16 protein-coding genes and 1 pseudogene are annotated in these 19562 nt (G+C 72.4%); 12 read left to right on the top strand and 5 right to left on the bottom strand.

What is annotated here, in order from left to right; translation table 11 throughout:
* Positions 1 to 12: 12 nt before the first annotated feature.
* The 8 genes from HCC61_RS03170 to HCC61_RS03135 all read left to right on the top strand — a co-directional run bounded on the left by HCC61_RS03170 (position 13) and on the right by HCC61_RS03135 (position 8289).
* Positions 13 to 1413 carry a prenyltransferase/squalene oxidase repeat-containing protein gene (locus HCC61_RS03170; RefSeq protein ID WP_169133637.1) on the top strand — a complete coding sequence of 467 codons (1401 nt, stop codon included), beginning with the start codon at positions 13 to 15 and terminating at the stop codon, positions 1411 to 1413.
* Positions 1410 to 2234, top strand: a complete 825-nt coding sequence (locus tag HCC61_RS03165; RefSeq protein WP_346776992.1) for an SCO2322 family protein — start codon at positions 1410 to 1412, stop codon at positions 2232 to 2234. The genes HCC61_RS03170 and HCC61_RS03165 overlap by 4 nt, the downstream gene beginning before the upstream one ends.
* Before the next feature lie 166 nt (positions 2235 to 2400).
* Positions 2401 to 3537 (top strand): CbiQ family ECF transporter T component, encoded by a 1137-nt coding sequence (locus HCC61_RS03160; RefSeq protein WP_169133855.1) that lies wholly within the window; start codon positions 2401 to 2403, stop codon positions 3535 to 3537.
* Entirely contained in the window at positions 3534 to 5663 is a 2130-nt protein-coding gene (locus tag HCC61_RS03155; protein ID WP_169133636.1) for an ATP-binding cassette domain-containing protein, read from the top strand. Before HCC61_RS03160 ends, HCC61_RS03155 begins: the two co-directional genes overlap by 4 nt.
* The gene (locus HCC61_RS03150; RefSeq protein ID WP_169133635.1) at positions 5660 to 6718 is read left to right on the top strand and encodes an ECF transporter S component; all 1059 of its coding nucleotides are present in this window, start codon (positions 5660 to 5662) and stop codon (positions 6716 to 6718) included. The genes HCC61_RS03155 and HCC61_RS03150 overlap by 4 nt, the downstream gene beginning before the upstream one ends.
* Positions 6715 to 7029: an antibiotic biosynthesis monooxygenase gene (locus tag HCC61_RS03145; RefSeq protein WP_169133634.1), complete on the top strand. Its 315-nt coding sequence runs from the start codon at positions 6715 to 6717 to the stop codon at positions 7027 to 7029. Before HCC61_RS03150 ends, HCC61_RS03145 begins: the two co-directional genes overlap by 4 nt.
* 127 nt (positions 7030 to 7156) lie before the next feature.
* Entirely contained in the window at positions 7157 to 7327 is a 171-nt protein-coding gene (locus HCC61_RS03140; protein ID WP_169133633.1) for a hypothetical protein, read from the top strand.
* Between the two features lie 152 nt (positions 7328 to 7479).
* On the top strand, positions 7480 to 8289 hold the full coding sequence (locus tag HCC61_RS03135; RefSeq protein ID WP_169133632.1) for a class I SAM-dependent methyltransferase: 810 nt from the start codon (positions 7480 to 7482) through the stop codon (positions 8287 to 8289).
* 246 nt (positions 8290 to 8535) lie between these two features.
* Here HCC61_RS03135 and HCC61_RS03130 read toward each other — a convergent pair whose 3' ends face one another.
* From HCC61_RS03130 to HCC61_RS03115, 4 genes are all read right to left on the bottom strand, one after another.
* A complete protein-coding gene (locus HCC61_RS03130; protein ID WP_169133631.1) occupies positions 8536 to 9198 on the bottom strand; it encodes an HAD-IA family hydrolase in 663 nt (220 codons plus the stop codon).
* Positions 9199 to 9356: 158 nt separating this feature from the next.
* A complete protein-coding gene (locus HCC61_RS03125; protein WP_169133630.1) occupies positions 9357 to 10415 on the bottom strand; it encodes a peptidoglycan-binding protein in 1059 nt (352 codons plus the stop codon).
* A gap of 381 nt (positions 10416 to 10796) precedes the next feature.
* Complete coding sequence (locus HCC61_RS03120) at positions 10797 to 11927, bottom strand: hypothetical protein (protein ID WP_169133629.1); 1131 nt, start codon at positions 11925 to 11927, stop codon at positions 10797 to 10799.
* Between the two features lie 209 nt (positions 11928 to 12136).
* The gene (locus tag HCC61_RS03115; RefSeq protein WP_169133628.1) at positions 12137 to 12742 is read right to left on the bottom strand and encodes a TMEM165/GDT1 family protein; all 606 of its coding nucleotides are present in this window, start codon (positions 12740 to 12742) and stop codon (positions 12137 to 12139) included.
* 777 nt (positions 12743 to 13519) lie between these two features.
* On the opposite strand from HCC61_RS03115, the gene HCC61_RS03110 reads away from it, so the two are divergent.
* The 4 genes and pseudogenes from HCC61_RS03110 to HCC61_RS30460 form a co-directional block, all read left to right on the top strand.
* Positions 13520 to 14101, top strand: coding sequence for an HNH endonuclease family protein (locus HCC61_RS03110; RefSeq protein ID WP_240968447.1), 582 nt, complete (start codon positions 13520 to 13522; stop codon positions 14099 to 14101).
* Between the two features lie 388 nt (positions 14102 to 14489).
* Positions 14490 to 16337 (top strand): alkaline phosphatase D family protein, encoded by a 1848-nt coding sequence (locus tag HCC61_RS03105; protein ID WP_169133626.1) that lies wholly within the window; start codon positions 14490 to 14492, stop codon positions 16335 to 16337.
* 319 nt (positions 16338 to 16656) lie between these two features.
* Positions 16657 to 17328, top strand: coding sequence for a VTT domain-containing protein (locus HCC61_RS03100; protein WP_169133625.1), 672 nt, complete (start codon positions 16657 to 16659; stop codon positions 17326 to 17328).
* Positions 17329 to 17358: 30 nt separating this feature from the next.
* Positions 17359 to 17918, top strand: a pseudogene (locus tag HCC61_RS30460) (tyrosine-type recombinase/integrase); the annotation flags it as partial.
* A 57-nt stretch (positions 17919 to 17975) separates the two neighbouring features.
* Here HCC61_RS30460 and HCC61_RS03095 read toward each other — a convergent pair.
* The gene (locus HCC61_RS03095; RefSeq protein ID WP_169133624.1) at positions 17976 to 18839 is read right to left on the bottom strand and encodes a pentapeptide repeat-containing protein; all 864 of its coding nucleotides are present in this window, start codon (positions 18837 to 18839) and stop codon (positions 17976 to 17978) included.
* Positions 18840 to 19562: the final 723 nt, after the last annotated feature.

Here is a 19562-nt window from a genome sequence, read left to right as displayed (position 1 = left end):
AAAGGCACCCACATGTTCCTGCGCCGGAGCATCACAGCCGTCGCGGCGGCCTCCGCCCTCTGCGCCGTCACCGCACCCGCGGCCCTCGCCGCCGCACCGATTTCCGGCTCCTCGATAGCCGGTACGTCGACAGCCGCGGGCAAGTCGGCGAAGAAGCCGCCGAGCGCCCTGTACGGCAAGGGCGACCCCAAGTACGACGGGGTGTGGAGACAGTCGCTGGCCCTCCTCGCCCTCGACGCGGCGGGCGCCGAACCGGCGCGCAAGGCCGTGGACTGGCTGGTCGGGCAGCAGTGCCGGGACGGCTCGTTCACCGCGTACCGCGCGGAGCCCGGCAAGCCCTGCGACACGAAGAAGACCCCCGCCGACACCAACGCCACGGCCGTCGCCGTGCAGGCGCTCTCCGTCACGGGCGGCGCGGACGGGACCGTACGCAAGGCCCTCGCGTGGCTGGGCTCCGTACAGAACGAGGACGGCGGCTGGGGCTACAACCCCGGCGGTCCCAGCGACGCGAACTCCGTCTCCGTCGTCATCGGCGCCTACTCGGCCGCCGGCAGGAAGCCGGAGAAGACGACGAAGAGCGGCAAGTCGCCCTACGACGCGCTCACTTCGTTCCAGCTCGGGTGCGGCGAGAAGGCCGCGTCGCGCGGAGCCTTCGCCTATCAGCCGGGCAAGGACGGTGAGTTGGCCGCGAACGACGACGCGACCGCGGCCGCCGTGCTGGCCGGGCTGGGTTCCGGGTTGCAGGCCGATCCGAAGTCCGACCGGGCGCTGAAGCCGATGAGTTGCGGCAAGGACGGCGAGGGGGACGGCAAGAAGAGCGGGAGCGACGGGAAGGGCGACGGGAAGAGCGGGAGCGACGGGAAGGGCGACGAGAAGAACGGGAGCGACGGGAAGGGCTCCGGGAAGGGCACGGATCTCGCGCCCGACGAGGCCTCGGAGGCGGGCGCCGCCCACCTCGCGTCCGTACTGGACGACCACGGCCACCATCTGCTCGCCGCGACGCCCGGCGCCAAGGACACCCCCGACTACGGCAACACGGCGGACGCCGTCATCGCGCTGGCCGCCGGAGGCCACCAGGCCGAAGCGCGGAAGTCGCTCGACTGGCTGGCGGCGAAGCTCGGTTCGTGGGACAAGGCCGGGAGCGACCCCGCGGCCGTCGCGGGCGTCATGCTCGCCGTACACGCCACGGGCGGCGACGCGGCCACGCTGAAGGGCACGAAGCTGCTGGACCGGCTCGCCGCCACGGGCCCGGAGCCCGCCCGCATGCCGGACGAGAAGAAGGCGGCCGGTGGCACGACGGACGGCGGCGGCGACGGCGATGTGCTCCGGTGGTCCCTGCTGGGTGCCGGGCTCGCGGCGGGCGTGGGCGTCGGCTTCCTGATCAGCGCGCGCAGAAGGCGGCAGGGACGGTGAGCGCGCGGGCCGCATGGCGCGCCCTCGCCGTGACGGGGCTGGCCGCGGCCGCCGTGGCCGTGCCGCCGCTGATTCCCGCCGCTGGGCAGGCGGCCTCCGCGAGCGCCGCCGCCCGACCGGCCCAACCGGCCTCCCCCGCAAGGGCGTTGACCTCCGGGAGCTACCGGTACTGGTCGTTCTGGGAGCAGAGCGGCAAGAGCGGCGAGTGGTCGTACGCGACGCAGGGCCCGTCCGTGCTGCGCCCCGGCGACGGCGACGTGATCGGCTTCCGCTTCGCGCTGAGCGAGGACTCCAAGGACGCGGCGAAGCCCCGCGGCCGTACGGACTTCGCCCGCGCCTGCGACGGCACGAAGGCCGCCTCCGGCCGCAAACGGATCGCGCTGCGCATCGACTTCGGCACCTCCGCGCACGCGCCGCGCGGCGAGCACCCGCCCCGGCCGCGTACCGCGTGCGCACGGGTCTCCGACGACGCCACGGCCGCCGACGCGCTCGCGTCCGTCGCGCAGCCGCTGCGCTACGACTCGGCGGCGCTGCTGTGCGCCATCGACGGCTATCCGCAACGCGGTTGCGGCGAGCGGGTCGCGGACGAGGAGAAGGGTTCGGACGGGACCGGGGGCGGCAGGAACGAGGACGACGGGACCCGGGGCCGGAACGGGGCCGAGGCCGAGGCCGGGGCCGGGGGGCCGGACGGCTCCTCCGGTGGGGGCCTCGGCCCCGTGGCGGGCGTCGCGGCGGGCGCCGGCGCAGTGGCGGTGCTCGCCTTCGCAGCCGTCCGCCGGTCCCGCCGCGGCCACCGTGACGACCGCGGTCCACGCCCGTGACCATGGCCCGTGGGCCGCACGAGACCGGTGGACGGCACGAGACCGGGGGCGCGGTGGCGACGACCAGGAGCGGGACGACGTTCGGGAGCGGGAGGACGTTCGGAAGCGGGAGGACGACGTGACGGCCGGAGGCAAACGCGGCGTGCTGACCGCGACGAGGGAACGCCTGCGTGCGCCCGAGGCGCGGCGCGGCCTCGAACTGCACCCGGGCGCCTGGTGGTTGTGGGCACTGGGCCTGGCGACCGCCGCGTCCCGCACCACCAACCCGCTGCTGCTGACGCTGCTGTGCGCCGTCGCCGGTTACGTGGTCGCCGCGCGCCGCACCGACGCGCCCTGGGCCCGCTCGTACGGGGTGTTCCTGAAGCTCGGCCTCGCGGTGCTCGTCATCCGGTTCTGCTTCGCCTTCCTCCTCGGCTCGCCCGTGCCGGGCAGCCACGTCCTGGTGACGCTGCCCGAAGTGCCGCTCCCCGACTGGGCGAAGGGCGTGCGCGTCGGCGGCCGGGTCACCGCCGAGGGGCTGGTGTTCGCGCTGTACGACGGGCTGAAGCTGGCGACCCTGCTGATCTGCCTCGGCGCCGCCAACTCCCTTGCCAATCCCGCCCGTCTGCTGAAGTCCCTGCCCGGCGCGCTGTACGAGGCGGGCGTCGCCGTCGTCGTCGCCATGACGTTCGCGCCGAACCTGGTGGCCGACGTACGGCGGCTGCGTGCCGCACGCCGGCTGCGCGGGCGCCCCGACAAGGGACCGCAGGCGGTGCTCCAGGTCGGACTGCCGGTGCTGGAGGGCGCGTTGGAGCGCTCGGTGGCGCTGGCCGCGGCGATGGACGCACGCGGCTATGGGCGCAGCGCCCAGGTGCCGCGCGCCGTGCGCCGTACGACGACGCTGCTCACGCTCGGCGGACTGCTCGGCATGTGCGCCGGTTCGTACGCGCTGCTGTCGGCAGAGGGCGCCGCGTACGGGCTGCCGGTGCTGCTCGCCGGTGCGGTGCTGGCGCTGGCGGGGCTGCGGCTGGGTGGGCGGCGCAGCGTCCGTACCCGCTACCGGCCCGAAGTCTGGGGCGTACGGGCCTGGTTGACGGCGCTGTCGGGGGCGGCCGTAGGGGCGGTGACGGTCGCGGCGGGCGGTGCGTTCCCGGGGGCGCTGCACCCTCCGGCGGTGCCGCTGACGGCACCGGAGCTGCCGCTGTGGCCCGCGGCGGGGCTGCTGCTGGGCCTGCTGCCCGCGCTCGTGGCGCCGGTTCCGGCGACACAGACGGGCACGTCGCGTGGCACGTCACCGCATCAGGAGAAGGAGGCCGCGCAGTGATCCGGTTCGAGCAGGTGTCCGTCACCTACGACGCCGCGGCCGAGGGCGCACCGGCACGGGCCGCCGGACCGGCCGCCGGACCGGGAGACGCGGCCTCCGCCCCCGAACCCGCCCTGCGCGACGTCGACTTGGAGATCCCCGAGGGCGAACTCTGCCTGCTCGTCGGCCCCTCGGGCGCGGGCAAGTCCACGCTGCTGGGCACCGTCTCCGGCCTGGTCCCCCACTTCACGGGCGGCGTGCTGCACGGCCGCGTCACGGTCGCGGGACGCGACACCCGTACGCACAAGCCGCGCGAACTCGCCGACGTCGTCGGCACCGTGGGCCAGGACCCGCTCGCGCACTTCGTCACCGACACCGTCGAGGACGAACTCGCCTACGGCATGGAGTCGTTGGGCCTTCCTCCCGCCACGATGCGGCGCCGGGTCGAGGAGACCCTCGACCTCCTAGGCCTCAACGAGCTGCGGGACCGCCCGCTTTCCGCCCTCTCCGGAGGGCAGCAGCAGCGCGTCGCGATCGGCTCCGTACTGACGCCGCATCCGCGCGTGCTGGTACTGGACGAGCCGACATCGGCTCTCGACCCGGGCGCAGCCGAGGAGGTGCTGGCCGTGCTGCAACGCCTCGTGCACGACCTCGGCACGACCGTGCTGCTGGCCGAGCACCGGCTCGAACGCGTCGTGCACTACGCGGACCAGGTGCTGCTGCTCGCGGAGCCCGGCGCCCCCGCCCGGCTCGGCGACCCCGCCGAGCTGATGGCGCTCTCGCCGGTCCGGCCGCCCGTGGTCGAACTGGGACGCCTGGCGGAATGGTCGCCGCTGCCGTTGTCCGTACGGGACGCCCGCCGCAGATCGGAACCGCTGCGCGAACGCCTCGCGGCGGCGGAGGGCGACGGGGGCGGGCGCGACGGAGTCGGCGGTGACGGCGACGGACGTGAGCGTGCCGGTGCGCTGCCCGGCGAAGGCGGTGATCGGACCGGCGGAGGCGGGCGCGACGGAGTCGGCGATGGCACCGGCGGAGGCGGGCGCCACGGGGTCGGCGGCCACGGAAGCGACGGACGTGAACGTGCCGGTGCGCGGACCGGCCGAGGCGAGCCCCGTGAAGCCCACGGGCCCTCCGGGGTGCGCGAGCCCCGCGGTTCCGCTGCCGCCGCCGAACCGCGGGGCACCGCAAGCCCGTTGAGCCGCCTGCGGGCACTCGTACGCGGACACGGCACGACAACAGCCGGGCCGCACGCCCGAGAAGTCACGGACGGCGGGGCCAAGAACCGCAGGGCCAAGGACGGCGGGGCCACAGACGGCGGAGTCACGGGCGGCGGCCCGCCCCCCGTGCCGACGGCGCGTATGTCCGCGCTCTCGCTCCGCCGCGGGCACGTCACCGCACTGCACGGAGTGGACCTCACGCTCCACCCCGGCGAGACCGTCGCCCTCATGGGCCGTAACGGAGCGGGCAAGTCCACCCTCCTCAGCACCCTCGTGGGCGTACACACACCCGCCGCCGGAACGGTCACGGTCGGCGGCCCCGAGCGCCTCGACCCCGCCCGCACCCACCCCCGGCGGCTGCTGCGCCACGCAGCCCTCGTACCGCAGGAGCCGCGCGACCTGCTGTACGCGGACACGGTCGCCGCCGAGTGCGCGGCAGCCGACGCCGACGCGGGAGCCGCGCCGGGCAGCTGCCGCGCGCTGGTCGCCGAACTGCTGCCGGGCGTCGCCGACGCAACCCACCCGCGCGACCTGTCCGAGGGCCAGCGCCTCGCGCTCGCCCTCGCCGTGATCCTCACCGCCCGCCCGCGGCTGATCCTGCTGGACGAGCCGACCCGCGGCCTCGACTACGCCGCCAAGTCCCGTCTGGTGGGCATCCTGCGCGCCCTGTCCGGCGAGGGGCACACGACCGTACTGGCCACGCACGACGTGGAGTTGGCGGCCGAGGTCGCGGACCGGGTGGTGATACTCGCGCAGGGCGAGACCGTCGCCGACGGCCCGACCGCCGAAGTGGTCACCTCCTCACCGGCGTTCGCGCCGCAGGTCGCCAAAATCCTTGCCCCGGCGGCACGTTGGCTGACCGTCCCCCAGATCCGTACGGCCCTCGACGCACCGCACGCGCCTGACCCGCAAGGGCGGCCGGCGGAATGACGGCCGATACGACAGGAAGCACCGGAAGCCAGGGGAGCCCCGGACGCCCCGAACGCCCCGCCCCCGCAAGCGCCGGGGAGCCGCAGCCGCACCGCCCGCGTTCCCGTGCTCCGCGCACGCGTACCGCGCGTACCACGCGCGCCCGCGCCCCGCGCTCCCTCCGCCTCGGCCCGCGTTCCGTCGCGGCCCTCGCCCTGACCAGCGCGACCGGCGTCGTCGCCTTCGGCTGGCCGCTGCTCGCCGGATCCGCATCGGGCCTGGCCCACTCCCGCGACGCGCCCTGGCTCTTCGCCGCGCTGCTGCCGCTGCTGCTGGCCGTCGTCGTGGCGACGATCGCCGACACCGGCATGGACGCCAAGGCCGTCGCGATGCTCGGCGTACTCGCGGCGGCCGGCGCGGCACTGCGCCCGCTGGGCGCGGGCACGGCGGGCCTGGAACCGATGTTCTTCCTGATCGTGCTCTCGGGCCGGGTGCTCGGGCCGGGCTTCGGCTTCGTGCTCGGCGCCCTGTCGATGTTCGCCGGCGCCCTGCTCACGGGCGGCGCGGGCCCGTGGATGCCGTTCCAGATGCTCACGATGGGCTGGGTCGCCATGGGCGCGGGCCTGCTGCCGGGCGCCCAACGGCTGCGCGGCAGAGGCGAGTCGGCGATGCTCGCGCTCTACGGCGCGGTCTCTGCCCTGCTCTACGGACTGGTCATGAACCTCCAGGGCTGGCCGTACATCGCGGGCCTCGGCTCGGGCATCTCGTTCGTCCCCGGCGACCAGCTGCCGGACAACCTCGCCCGCTTCGCCGCGTACGTACTGGCCACGTCCCTCGGCTGGGACGTCCCACGGGCCGCTCTCACCGTCGTCCTCGTCCTCACCCTGGGCGGCCCGCTGCTGCGCGCCCTGCGCCGCGCCACCCGCCGCGCGGCCTTCGACGCCCCGGCCCACTTCGCCCACCCGGCCAACGCCCAAGGCTCCGGTTCCGCCCCCGGCTCCGGCCCAGGCCCAGGCCCCGGCCCCGCCCCCGGAGAGCGGGGCACGGAAGCCGGTGCGGCAGGATGGACCGCATGAGCATCGTGAAGATCAACGTGCTGAACGTCCCCGCTGAGGCCCGCGAGACCCTGGAGAAGCGCTTCGCGTCCCGCGCCGGCGCGGTGGAGGGCTCGGACGGCTTCGAGTGGTTCGAGCTCCTCCGCCCCGTCGAGGGCACCGACAACTACCTGGTGTACACGCGGTGGCGCGACGAGGAGTCCTTCCAGGCCTGGATGGAGGGCCCGATGAAGGCCGCACACCAGGGCGGCACCGACCGCCCCAAGCCCGCCTCGGACAGCTCCGCCCTGTGGTCCTTCGAGGTCGTCCAGCAGGCCTCGCCCAAGTCCTGACCCCGCTGACCCCCCTGCCCCTCGGGGCGGGCACCGCATGACACCCGAATGACGCCAACCGGCGACGCTCCAAGGGCACCTGACACGTGACCGCGCCCGCGCGCGCGAACATCCGTGCATGTCGGACATGAGTGACGAATCGAAGGCCGCACGGGACTGCCCGGCGTGTGCCGCATTGCTGGGGCAGGTGGACAAGGCCGCCCGGGAGTACGACCGGAGCGCGGAGACCGATGCGCGGGTGCGGCTGCGCAGGCATGCGCGGGCGGAGCACGGGCGGGAGCTCCCGCTTCCGTGGTGAACGGAAACGGAGCGCCGACGGAGAGACGGCGAGCGCCCAACAGGCCCGCTCCGACCCGGGGTTACGGCAGCGCACAGCCGGATCCGGAAGGCCGGGTCAGGGGCCGTGCGGCGGCTCTAGGATCGTGCACGGACCGTGAGGGGGCGTCGTCGATGGACCGTGACATCCGCAGCGTGGAGGACGTACTCGGCCTGCTGGACGGCTTGTTCGAGCCGGAAGCGGACCGCTGGACTGCCGCCGCGGCCCCCTGGTGGGACGCCTTCTACGCGAACCGTGCGATAGACGTGCCGTTCTTCGTTCCGCAGCCCGACGAGAACCTGGTCTCGTATGTGGAGCGCGGGCTCGTCACCCCCGGACCCGGGCCCGGACGCGCACTCGATCTGGGCTGCGGTCCCGGCCGGAACGCGGTTCGTCTCTCCGCCGTCGGTTTCGACGTCGACGCCGTCGACCTCTCGCCCACAGCCATCGCCTGGGCCGCGGAACGGGCGGAAGAGGCGGGCGCGAAGGTGCGGTTCGTGTGCGGCGACGTGTTCGCGCCCGGCACCGCGATCGAGGGCCCCTACGACCTGATCTACGACTCCGGCTGCTTCCACCACCTGCCGCCGCACCGCCGCGTCAGCTACCTCGCGCTGCTCGACCGCGTCCTCGCGCCCGGCGGCCATCTCGGGCTGACCTGCTTCGCCGCCGGCGAGGGCGGGACGGGCTGCGAGATCGGGGACGCGGAGCTGTACCGGCGCCCGCAGCCCGGCCTGGAAGGCGGCCTCGCCTACACCCCCGAGGCGTTGCGGCGGATCTTCTCCGGTCTCACGGAGGTCGAGCTGCGCCGCATGCGCGACGAGCCGGAGGGCTCGCTGTACTTCGGCCAACCCTTCCTCTGGACCGCCCTCTTCCGCCGCGAGCCCGCGTCCGCTGAGGTGCCCGGCGAGGAACCCGGTGAGGCGCACGGCGCCACCCGCCCCTGACGCGCCCGCTCAGCGCCGCTCGGTACCGCTCCGCTCGGTACCGCTCCGCTCGGTACCGCTCCGCTCGGCAGCGTTCAGTGCCGTGCCGCTCAACGCCGTTCAGTCCGGTCGTACCGTTCGGCGCTCGCCTTGGCGCTCAGCCCTCGAAGCGGCGTTCAGCCCGCGAGCCGTGCTCACGCCTGAAGCCGCGCGCACGCCTTGAGCCGCGGGCACGCCTTGAGCCGCGCTCACTCCTCGAAGCCTCGCTCACGCCCGGAACTCCAGGCGGACTCCGTCCGCCAGCGGCTCGGCCGTGAGCCCGGTGAGGTCGAGGACGTGGGCCGTCACGTCGTACTCCGCAGCCCGCGCGCCGACCCCCACGACCCGCATGCCCGCGGCCCGCGCCGCCGCGACGCCCGCGCCGGAGTCCTCGAAGGCCACGCAGTCCTCGGGCGGCAGGCCCAGCTCCGCCGCGCCCTTGAGGAAGCCCTCCGGGTCGGGCTTGCTCGCGCTGACGTGCTCGGCGGTGATGCACACGTCCGGGATGCGCACTTCCGCCGCGCGCATACGCGCCGTCGCCAGGCCGGTGTCCGCGGAGGTCACCAGCGCATGCGGTACGCGTACAAGGGCGGCCATGAAGGCGTGGGCGCCGGCGACCGGGACGACGCCGTCCAACTCGCTTGTCTCGCGGGCCAGTAGGGCCTCGTTCTCGGCGTGGTTGAGCTCCATCGGGCGGTCGGGGAAGACGTCGGCCATCGTCAGATGACCCTGGCGGCCGTGTGCGATGCGCAGCACCGCGGCCGGGTCGACGCCCTTGGAGAGGGCCCAGTCGCGCCAGACGCGTTCGACGACGGCGTCCGAGTTCACGAGGGTGCCGTCCATGTCGAGCAGGAGTCCGCGGGCGGTGAGGGGCGGTTGGGGGGTCGGCATGGCGTGCGGGCTCCCTCGCGTACGGAGACAGAACCAAGGTGGTCCCGCCCGCCGGTCAGGGGACCCTCGGGCCAGACAGCCTGGCGCAGGGGAAACGGGCGGGACCACTTTGTTTCATCACGGTACAAAGAGATGCGGGGGAACGCCACCCGGGCCGCTCAGCCGGAGGTCTGGGACTCCAGGGCACGGCGCGTGTCCGGCCCGTACTCGCCGGACTCGTCGCCGCGCACGTCGTTCCACGACTGGAACTGCGCGACCGCCTGCTGGACCTGCTGCGAGTAGACGCCGTCCTCCGGGGCGCCCTCGTCCAGCGCACCCGCCTGCTTGAGGCGCCGCTGCAATTCGGCGACCTCCGGGCCGCTGTCACCGGCCCGCAGCGTCTCGCCGCCCGGCTGCGTCGAGTCCTGCGGGGGACGCGGCCGGTCACGGTCGCGGTCGTGGTCGCCGCCCTGGTCGTGGCCCCCGTCGCGGCCGTCCGACTCGCCGGGAGTGCCGGGCGCCGAGGAAGCCGAGGAGGAGGACGTGCCCGGCGGTGCGGGCACGGGGGCGCGGTCTGTGTGCCGGCTGCTGTCGCGGGCGGCCCGGGAGTTCGCGGAGCTCTCGCGCGAACTCTGCTTCTCGGAGGGCTTCTTGGAGCGCTTCTCCTCCGTATGGGACGGGTCCTTCGTCGGACGGCCGCTGAGGTCCGGGAGGGCGGTGTCGTCCGTGCTGAGGCTGCGGTCGTCGCCGCCGTCGTCGTCGGTGAGCGTCTGCGTCGTCAGAAGTCCGGCGCCGAGCGCGGCGACCACGCCGGCCGCGGCGAGGGCCACCCGCGCCGGTCCGCGGCGCTTGCGGGCCTCCTGGTCGCGTCCGTACGCATAGGCGCCCGGGCCCTTGCGGCGGCGGTGGCCTCCACCACGGCGCACGGGCGTCGCGTCGGTGGCGCCGTCCTGGCCGTACGCGGCGAAGGCGGCGGTCGCGTCCATCCCGGTGGGCTCGCCGGTGCGCTCGTACCCCTGCTCGTACCCCCGCTCGTCCTGGTGCGCCTCGCCGTAGCCCTCGCCATCGCCCTCGACGTCGTAACGGCGCAGCGTGGGCAGCTCCGCGGTCTCGCCCAGTCCGCAGCGCGCGAACGGTTCGAGGTCGGGCGTGCCCGCCCCCTCGTTCACGGGCTCCGGCAGGTCGACGTACGGGCGTATGTGCATCGGATCGACGTGCTCGGCCGTGAACGGGCCCACGCAGCCACAGAACTTCCCCCCGTCGGCAGTGAACTCCGCGCCGCACTCAGGGCAGCATCTATGCGCCGTCATCCCGGCCCCTCCCCTGGGCCCGCCGCCGCGCCCTTTACGCGCCGACGCAGCCCGAATCGCCAGTGACTGTCCAGCCGTGCACCTTACGTGGTCCCTGGGCGAGTGGTCGACCACTATCCGAAATGAGGTGCGAAGGGTGACGAGGGTCATTCCGCCCGTACCGCGGGCGGGTCTTCACGGCGATATGGCGCAACTCACCGGGAAGGCCCGCGAGAAGAAGGCGGCGGCGGGCGCGGCAAAGTGAAATGCCGTACGGGAAGGGGGAGTTCACGCCCTCTCGGCGCGCTGGTCGGCGTGCTGGTCGGCGTGCTAGGGGGCCCGCCAGGTGACCGTCTTCGCGGCCTTGCCCTCGCCGGTGAAGACGAGCGAGGCCGGGGAATCGGTCCTGGGAAGCATGAAGACGGAGCATTCCGTCACCGAAGCCTTCGGCCTCACCAGGCCGTCGGGCTTCGCGTCGGGACACTGGGCGAGGCCTTCGCCGCTGAGGTCGATGAGGTTCAGCCGGCGTGCCGAACGTCCGCTGACCGCGCGCAATTCCGTCTTCTGATTCATCTGCGGCAGCAGTTCGTTCGAGCCCATGTTGCGGTATTCGACGGTGACGTAGTACGGGACCTGCTTCTTCTCGTCCGGGTCGAGTTCGAAACGGCCGAGATCCGCCACCTTGCCGGGACGGATGCTCTGGGCAGCGACCTCCACCTTCACGTTGCGGCGCTTGGCGTCCTGCACGGCCGACCGGCCGGTTTTCTTCAACTCCAGTATTCCGCCGGGGAGTCCGGCCTTTCCGGCGCCCTTTCCGGCACCCTTTCCGGCTCCGTTTCCCGAGCCGCCCGCCTTCCAGATGACCGGGTCGCTCTCATTCCCCTGTGCGTCCCGGCCGATGTGGGAGACCGCCGCCGGGGCCAGATTCCCCGGCATCATGAAGATCTGGCACACGGTCGCCTCACCGCCCGGGGCCAGCGACTCCGGAGCGCCCTTCGAGCAGGCGTCGGGCAGACCCGAGTCCTGCGAGAGCGCGGAGGAGAAGACCGATATCGGCTTTCCGGGCTGCCCGTCGGCGGAGGCGAGCAGGAAGTCCCGTTCCGGCGACGGGCGTTCGAGACGGGTGCTGCCCTTGTTGGTGTAGGAGACGGTGAGGTAGTACGGCACCTTCCCCTTCAGCTCGTCGTCGAGCCGTACGTTCTCCAGGTCGGAGACCGACCCGCGCGCCAACTCGCTGGGAGCGGCCTCCAGTTCGTGCGATCTGTGCTTCAAGTCGGTCCAGGTGACCGTGCGCTTGCCGCCCTCCACGGGCAGGGGCCGCGCGGGAACGGACTTCCCCTTCTCCTTCGCGCCCCCGCCCTCCGCGCCCGGATGCGAGTCCGCACCCGCGCCGCACGCCGCCGCGCTCAGCGCCAGTACGAGCACTCCCGCCGCCCTGCCCACACGTCCGTTGACACGCACAGTTCCCCCCGTGGTCGATTTGTGGTTTTGCCGAGGCTTCCACGCTTGTGCGCCGATCGCAGCGCCGCGGAAGGGCATCACAGTAGAGCACCGCCCCGCGGGCGTCCCGGCGACGGCCGAACTGCCCCCGCCGGGACGGCCGTTCGCCCTCCCGGCCGGGCGGGGAAGGGCACGCACCGCAGCTCTTCCCCGACACCCCTGCGAGGCGCTCAGCCCACCGCCGCCTCGTACAGGCTGAACGCCGCGAGGCCGGTCATCAGCAGCGCCGCGACCCTCGTGATCAGCCGCAGGGGCACGAAGCGCATCAGCGTACGTCCGCCGAGGATCCCGATGGCCGCCACGGACCACAGCGCCAGCACCGCACCCAGGCCGACGGAGACCGGATCGTCGTAACGTGCCGCGAGGTTGGCGGTCATGATCTGGGTGAGATCTCCGAACTCGGCGACCAGGATGAGCGTGAACCCGCTGCCCGCCGCCTTCCAGAACGACCGGCCCGCCGGGGTCCCCGCCCCCTCCTCGCCCTCTCCCTCGCCCTCGCCCTCGGTCTCGTCCTTCTTCAGCAGCAGCACCGCGGCGCCCGCGAGGAACAGCACGCCGACCACGGCCTGCACGAGGCGGTGCGGCAGAAGCGTCAGCACGCTTCCCGCGGCGACGGCGAGCACGACGTGCAGGAGGAAGGCGGCGGCGACACCCGTGAAGACGTACGGGGCGCGGTAGCGGGTGCCGAGCATCAGGCCCGCGAGGGCCGTCTTGTCGGGCAGTTCGGCGAGGAAGACGACGCCGAAGACGACGACCGCGACGGAGAGGCTGATCACTGACGGTTCCTTCGAGACGGGCCGCCGCACCGGCGCGGAGCACGCTTCGGCACGGCAGCGTCGATGCATGACGTACGTGACGCGACGTGACGAACGTGGCCTGCTGTGAGGCACGAACGAGTCGTGACGTACGCACATGACGGGACGACGGACTGCTGGCCGAAGGTCTCACTGGCGCCGCAGCCCCGTACCGGCCGCGAACTCGCGCCGCCCGTACGGGATGTGCCGCGCTCCGGGCGCCGGGGCGGACCGCACGGCCGGCGGGCGCCACGGTGAGACCGCGACGGCCGCAGACCAGAGGCCGCCCGGTATGTCGACGGTCCGGCGAAGAGCTACTCCCCTTCTGCTGCCCGCAAGGCTAGACGACGCCCGCGCCCGCACGCGATCGGCTCCGGCAGGGTGGGGGCCCTCCGGGGACCGGCTGCTGACGGGGTACTGAAGGGCTGCGGGTTACGGGCGGCGGCCGCGCTGTGGACGGGCGCGCGGAGGCGTGCGGACGAGCGCGCGGTCTCGCGCGCGGGGCGCGGAAGAGGCCGTGGTCGGCCGCGAGTTGTGACCGAGCCCTTGATGTGACGTGAACACGTCGTCACGCTGTTACTTGGCGCCTGCCTCCCGGCAACGTGCCACCGCCACCATCGGTTCACGAGCGCACGTCTCGCAATATCCCCCCACAACGAGGGAGTTCGTATGCAGAAGCGCATACGCACCAAGCTCTACGCGCGTCGACGCAAGTCGGTCATAATCACCGCAATCGCCGCTCCCTGCGCCGCCCTTCTGATGTTCACCACGGGTATCGCGCCCGCACAGGCCGAGCCGCCCTCGCCGCCCAGCGCCTCCGAGGCGAAGACGATGCTCGACGGGCTCAAGGAGCAGGCCGAGGGCTCCATGGACGGCTACGACCGGGAGAAGTTCCCGCACTGGATCGACCAGGGCGACTCGTGCGACACACGCGAGGCCGTGCTCAAGCGGGACGGCGAGGGCGTGGAGACGGGCAGCGACTGCTACCCCACGAGCGGGACCTGGACCAGCCCGTACGACGGCGGGAAGTGGACCAAGCCCTCGGACGTGGACATCGACCACGTGGTGCCGCTCGCCGAGGCATGGACCTCGGGCGCCAGCGACTGGACGCAGGACAAGCGCCAGGAGCTCGCCAACAACCTGAAGATCTCGCAGCTGCTCGCCGTCACGGACAACGTGAACCAGTCGAAGAGCGACAAGGACCCGGCCGAGTGGATGCCCCCGGAGAGCGGCTACCACTGCACCTACGCGCGGATGTGGATCTGGGTGAAGGACACCTACGGCATGACCGCCGACTCCGCGGAGAAGGACGCCCTGACCAAGGCGCTCGGCACCTGCTGACCGGCGCCGGGCCCCGTACCCGGCGTAGCCGGTAAGCGGCGTAGCCGGTAAGCGACCCGCGTCCATACGAAGCCGAGCAAAGCCGAGAGGACCGGAGAGAAGCCCGAAGAAGCGAGAACCGCGCGGAGCACCGCTCCGGATCCCGTCCCTCCACGGAGGGCGCGAGGAGACTCCGGGGCGGTGCTCCGCGCGTGCGGTCCGGAAACCGAGTCCGGGAATTGAGTTCAGGACCCGAACTAGGAACCGGACCCGGGACCCGAGTTCGGGAACCGGGCTCGGAGCCCGCAACCCGGACCCCGAACGCAGCACTGGCCGCTTTCCCCCGCCGGAAACTCGCCTGCTGCCCTGGTCGTTCCGTAGCGTGCACGGCGACGGAGGGAGAACTTCCATGGGCAGGCTGCGCCTGGGACCGCTGCTGCGTTACGTCGACGAGGACACGGCGACGATCTGGATCGAGGCCGACGGGCCGTGCGAGGCCGAGGTGCGCTGTGCTCCCGGCAGTGCGGGCGGCAGCGCGCACACCTGGCAGATCGCGGGCCATCACTACGCCCTGATCACCGTCGTCGGGCTCGAACCCGGCACCGAGACCGCCTACCGGCTGCTCCTCGACGGCACCGAGGTCTGGCCCCTCCCCGGTTCCGCGCTCCCGCCGAGCACGATCCGCACCCCCGCTCCCGGCACGGGCGCCGTGGACGTCGCGTTCGGTTCGTGCCGCTGGGCCGCCCGCCCCTCCGCCAGCTCCCACGACCCGGTGGGCCCCGACGCGGTCGACGCCCTCGCCCAGCGCGCCATCGCGGGCGGCGAGCGCCCCGACGTGCTGCTGCTCCTCGGCGACCAGGTCTACGCGGACGAGACCTCCGAGGCCGTACGGGAGAAGCTCGCCGCGAGGCGCGATCTGTCGCAGCCGCCGTGGAGCCAGGTCGCGGACTTCGACGAGTACACGCTGCTGTACGACGAGTCCTGGGCCGACCCGGAGGTGCGCTGGCTGCTCTCCACCGTCCCCAGCTGCATGATCTTCGACGATCACGACGTGATAGACGACTGGAACACCAGCGACGCCTGGCGCAGCGAGATGCGCGCGACCGGCTGGTGGCGCGAACGGATACTGGGCGGGCTCGCCTCGTACTGGGTCTACCAGCACCTGGGCAACCTCTCGCCGGGCGAGCTGGCCGAGGACCCCGTCTTCGCCGCCGTACGGGAGGCCGGGGACGGCACGCGGCTGCTGCGCGACTTCGTGGAACGCGCCGACGCGAACCCCGACGTGGCGCGCTGGAGCTTCCGCCGCGACTTCGGCAGGACGCGCGTGCTGATCGTCGACACCCGGGCGGCACGCGTACTGGACGAGCAGCAGCGCGCGATGCTCGGCAAGCAGGAGATGACGTGGCTGCGCGAGCAGATGCTCACGGGGACGGAAGGGGGAACGGGGGACGGCGGCGGCGAGAGCGGCATCGGCGTTGGTGTTGGTGTTGGTGTTGGCGGCGAGGGCATCGGCCGCGAGGGCGGCGGCGATTACGACCATCTCCTCCTCGGCACGTCCCTGCCGTGGCTGCTCCCTCCCGCGATCCATGACGCCGAGGCGTGGAACGCCGCCCTGTGCCGCGGCGTGCGCGGCGAGCGCTGGGCGCGTATCGGCGAACGGATGCGCCGCGCCGCGGACTTGGAGCACTGGGCCGCCTACCCGCAGTCGTTCGATGCGCTGACCGGACTCGTCGAGGAGGTCGCGGGCGCCCGCGGGGCACCGTCGACGGTGTGCGTGCTCTCCGGCGACGTCCACCACGCGTACATCACCGAGCCGCACTTCGCCCGCCCCGTCAACTCCCGGGTCATGCAGCTCACTTGCTCGCCCCTGCACAACAGCATCCCGGCTGTGATGCGCGCCGGGTTCCGCTTCGGCTGGAGCCGGGCCGGAAGGACGCTGGGCCGCGCGCTCGCACGCCATGGACGCACGGGACGCCCGGCCCTCAAGTGGAAGCGTTCCGGGGGCCCTTGGTTCGGCAACCAGCTCATGACGCTGCGGCTGCGCGGCCGTTCGGCGGAGCTGCTGCTCGAACAGGCGCTGCCGGTGCCCGAAGGCACCGAGGGTCCGGGCGGCGTCCCCGACGTGGGGCACGGGCCGGGGCAGGGCCCCGCGCCCGGCAGCCGCTCGCGCCTTGAGCAGGTGCTGCGGCGTACGCTCGTCCCCGCGCAGACACCGCCGGCGCCCACCTCCAACACGGCGCAGCCCACCGGAAGTTGACCGCTCGCGGCGCCGCCGGCGGTCCGGCCCCGGACCGCCGGCAGGACGCTCCCGCACCGCCGTCGCTCCGCTTCGCATCCGCTGCGAGTTCCGCTTCCGAAACCCCCGGCGACCTCCCCGGAAACCCGTTACCGCCCCGAGACAGGACCGAGATCGATCCCGCACGTCTCGGCGGCCACGTCCGTCACCCGCGGGCGTACGCTGGGACGAATCTTGATCCGATACCCGGCTTGATCCGGTTCACGGCTCGACAGCCGGGACGGACGGGTTCGACACATACGGAGCGGCGCGGCGAGCGGGAAGGTTACGGGGGACGGCGGTGCTGGAGATCCTGGGGTCCGTGACCGGATCCCCATGGCTGTACGGGGTGATCGCGGCCTCGGTGCTGCTCGACGTCTTCGTCCCGGTGCTGCCGAGCGGCGTCCTCGTCGTCGCCGCGGCCACCGCCTTCGCCGGGACCACGGCGGCCGACGCCGCGAACCTCCCCAGCCACGCCCGCCACGCCGCCGAGGCGGCGCCCCTCCCGGAGATCATCGCCCTCGTGCTGTGCGCGGCCACGGCCTCGGTCCTCGGCGACCTCGTCGCGTACCGCATGGCCCGACGCGGCGGCCACCGCTTCGACCGCGCCCTCTCCCGCTCACGCCGGCTGAGGCTTGCGCAGGAGAAGCTCGGCGAGGCCCTCGCGGGCGGCGGTGGCGCCCTGGTGGTGCTGGCGCGCTTCGCACCGGCCGGGCGCTCCGTGGTCAGCCTCACGGCGGGCGCGGCTCACCGGCGCGCCAAGGAGTTCGTCCCGTGGTCGGCGCTGGCGGGGATCACGTGGGCCGCCTACAGCGTGAGCCTCGGCTACTTCGGCGGCCGCTGGCTGGGCACCACATGGCTGGGCACAGCGGTCTCCGTACTGGCCCTGTTCACGTTCGGCACGCTGGCGGCCTACACCCTCCGCCGCAAAACAGAGGACCCACCCCGAACACCACACAACGCAAGCCGCTAGCCCCCACCCCAACTCCCTTGACGTGACGGGCTCACACTCGACCAGGCCCGTGCCGTGCTGACGGCTGCTGAAGGCAAGGCACTTCACGCGTACATCGTGCTCTCACTCCTCACTGGCGATCCGAAGGCGGTTCCTCCTGTGCCTCCGCACATGGCCGTTTGGCGATCCGTACGGGTCGGTGGGGATACCAAGACGCGTAGGTCCCGTCGCACGGTCGCGCTGCCCGCTCGCTGCGTCGACGTTCTCGTACAGCACCGAGAGAGGCAGGAGCGACAGCGTGAGCGAGCTGAAGGCAAGTGGAAGGAGCAGGGCTTGGTGTTCGCCTCGCGTGTCGGGACGGAGCTAGCTGCTCGCAACTTCCGCAGGGTCTTCCGGACAGTTCTCCGTGACGCCCCTGGTGTGGACGCTGACCGGGGACACCTCGCGAGCTGAGACACAGCTTCGTGTCGCTCCTCTCCGATAGCGGCATCCCTGTGAAGGAGATCTCGCGGCTTGTGGGTCACAGGAGTACGAGCGTCACCGAGGTGGTGCACAGGAAGCAGATCCGGCCCGTCCTGCAGAGCGGTGCCATCGCCATGAACCGAATCTTTGAAAAGGAGGAGCTTCGATCGACGCCGTCATCAACGCTCCCGTTGCGCCTCACGGCCTTATCGACAACGTGCCACAACACTCGGGTCGCGCTCCATCTTCGGCGGCAGGCGGCACCCGTCCAGCGAATGCGCCAGGAGCAACTGTTCGCTCACTACCATGGCACCGCTCAAATCGACGTCGCGCAGGATGGCGTTGGTGAAGGTCGCCCCGGCCAAGAAGGCGTTTTCAAGACGTGCCGCGACCAGCTTGGCGTTACTGAAATCAACTCCCAGCAGCGCGGCACTGGTGAGGTTCGTACCCTCCAGCAGCGCGCCCGTGAGGTCCGCATGTGCCAACACTGCGCCGCTGAGATTCGCGTCTGTCAGATCGGCGTCAGTGAGGTCAGCACCGTACAACTTGGCGCCGACCAACGAGAGATCGGAGAGGTCGAGCCTTTCCATGGGGTCGACGTACGTGCGGCTCTCGGGGCGGGTGAGCGCGGTCAACGCGGCTTGCACGTCCGGGTCAGGGCGCGCCTCCGAGGCTCGTGGTTGCATGTGCCGAATGAAGTGCCCGAGCACACGGGCAGCGTCGGTAGCCTGCCCCGGTGCATCCCGCACGATCTGCTCCAAGGCGAGGATGCCGCCGACACGGGTGTAGACGTTCTCCGAGTCCAGCCGCTCCAGTGCTTTGGTGAAGCGGTCGGTGACCTGACCCCGGCGATTCAACCGGTAGGTGCTGGCCGTGTAGAACAACGCGATGCCCGCTCCGATCGACGCGGCACATGTGACCATCGCCGTCCGCAGACCCGTCACCAGTGCCGCAGAACCAGCGCCTTCACCGATTGACTCGGTCTTGAGGTACTGCCCGTCGAGCAGGTACGGCCCCTTCCACACTCCCAATGGCAGAACGACGAAGAGCACCAACGCAGCGAGCGCCAACAGGCCGTTGCACCGCATCCGTTTGACTTGGCGTCCGCGCTTCGCACGAGCACGCCGTTTGTCGAGTTTGGTAGGTGCAGGTGCCGAGCGGCGCTGGCGCCGCAGTAACGCTCTACTCATGACAGTCAAGATGCCGTCCGGCCCGGCACAGTTGCACGTCGACCCACATCAGCTGAATAGCCCGACACGACGAAGAGGCGCCTACCAGTCCGGCCAGACCAGGGCGCCCCATAAGCGAGATCACCGCACACCGAGCAGCACAGGAGCCTGCGATGATCCCCGCCCGCACCGCACAGCAGAAACCTCGCCACCGTCTTCCACCACTGGGACGACCTCACGAAGCCCTCAGCACCCGCCCCTTGGCCCACGACCGAAGGTCGGCACGCCTGCCGCACCCAGTCGAGACATGCCGTTCGCCCCGGGCCCGGGCCTGGCGACAACTCGCCGTGTAGCACCCGGACTTCGGAGATCATGCGCCACGGATGAGAACACGTCGAACCTGGCGATTGCCGCAGTCACCGGCCTCCTGACGCTGGGCGGCGCGTGGCTCGCCTCGGCGTACAACCGCAAGCAAGTCAATGCACAGTCGGCGGCAAGTGCTACGCGATCTGTCCGCGTACGCGTTCAGCTTGGAACTCAGCGGTGTTGACGAAACCTGGTCAGGCGGATTGACCGACGAATTCCGAATCGCGATCGGCACGTTCACCAAGGTAGCCAGCAAGG

Source organism: Streptomyces sp. HNM0575, from assembly GCF_012726265.1.
Taxonomy (GTDB): domain Bacteria; phylum Actinomycetota; class Actinomycetes; order Streptomycetales; family Streptomycetaceae; genus Streptomyces.
Note: the sequence above shows the minus strand (reverse complement) of the source record. Positions and strands in the feature narration are given on the sequence as shown.

Coding starts and splice junctions, on each gene's coding strand:
- HCC61_RS03170 (WP_169133637.1), top strand. CDS start 13: ATGTTCCTGCGCCGGAGCATCACAGCCGTCGCGGCGGCCTCCGCCCTC.
- HCC61_RS03150 (WP_169133635.1), top strand. CDS start 5,660: ATGACGGCCGATACGACAGGAAGCACCGGAAGCCAGGGGAGCCCCGGA.
- HCC61_RS03145 (WP_169133634.1), top strand. CDS start 6,715: ATGAGCATCGTGAAGATCAACGTGCTGAACGTCCCCGCTGAGGCCCGC.
- HCC61_RS03140 (WP_169133633.1), top strand. CDS start 7,157: ATGAGTGACGAATCGAAGGCCGCACGGGACTGCCCGGCGTGTGCCGCA.
- HCC61_RS03135 (WP_169133632.1), top strand. CDS start 7,480: ATGGACCGTGACATCCGCAGCGTGGAGGACGTACTCGGCCTGCTGGAC.
- HCC61_RS03130 (WP_169133631.1), bottom strand. CDS start 9,198: ATGCCGACCCCCCAACCGCCCCTCACCGCCCGCGGACTCCTGCTCGAC.
- HCC61_RS03110 (WP_240968447.1), top strand. CDS start 13,520: ATGTTCACCACGGGTATCGCGCCCGCACAGGCCGAGCCGCCCTCGCCG.
- HCC61_RS03105 (WP_169133626.1), top strand. CDS start 14,490: ATGGGCAGGCTGCGCCTGGGACCGCTGCTGCGTTACGTCGACGAGGAC.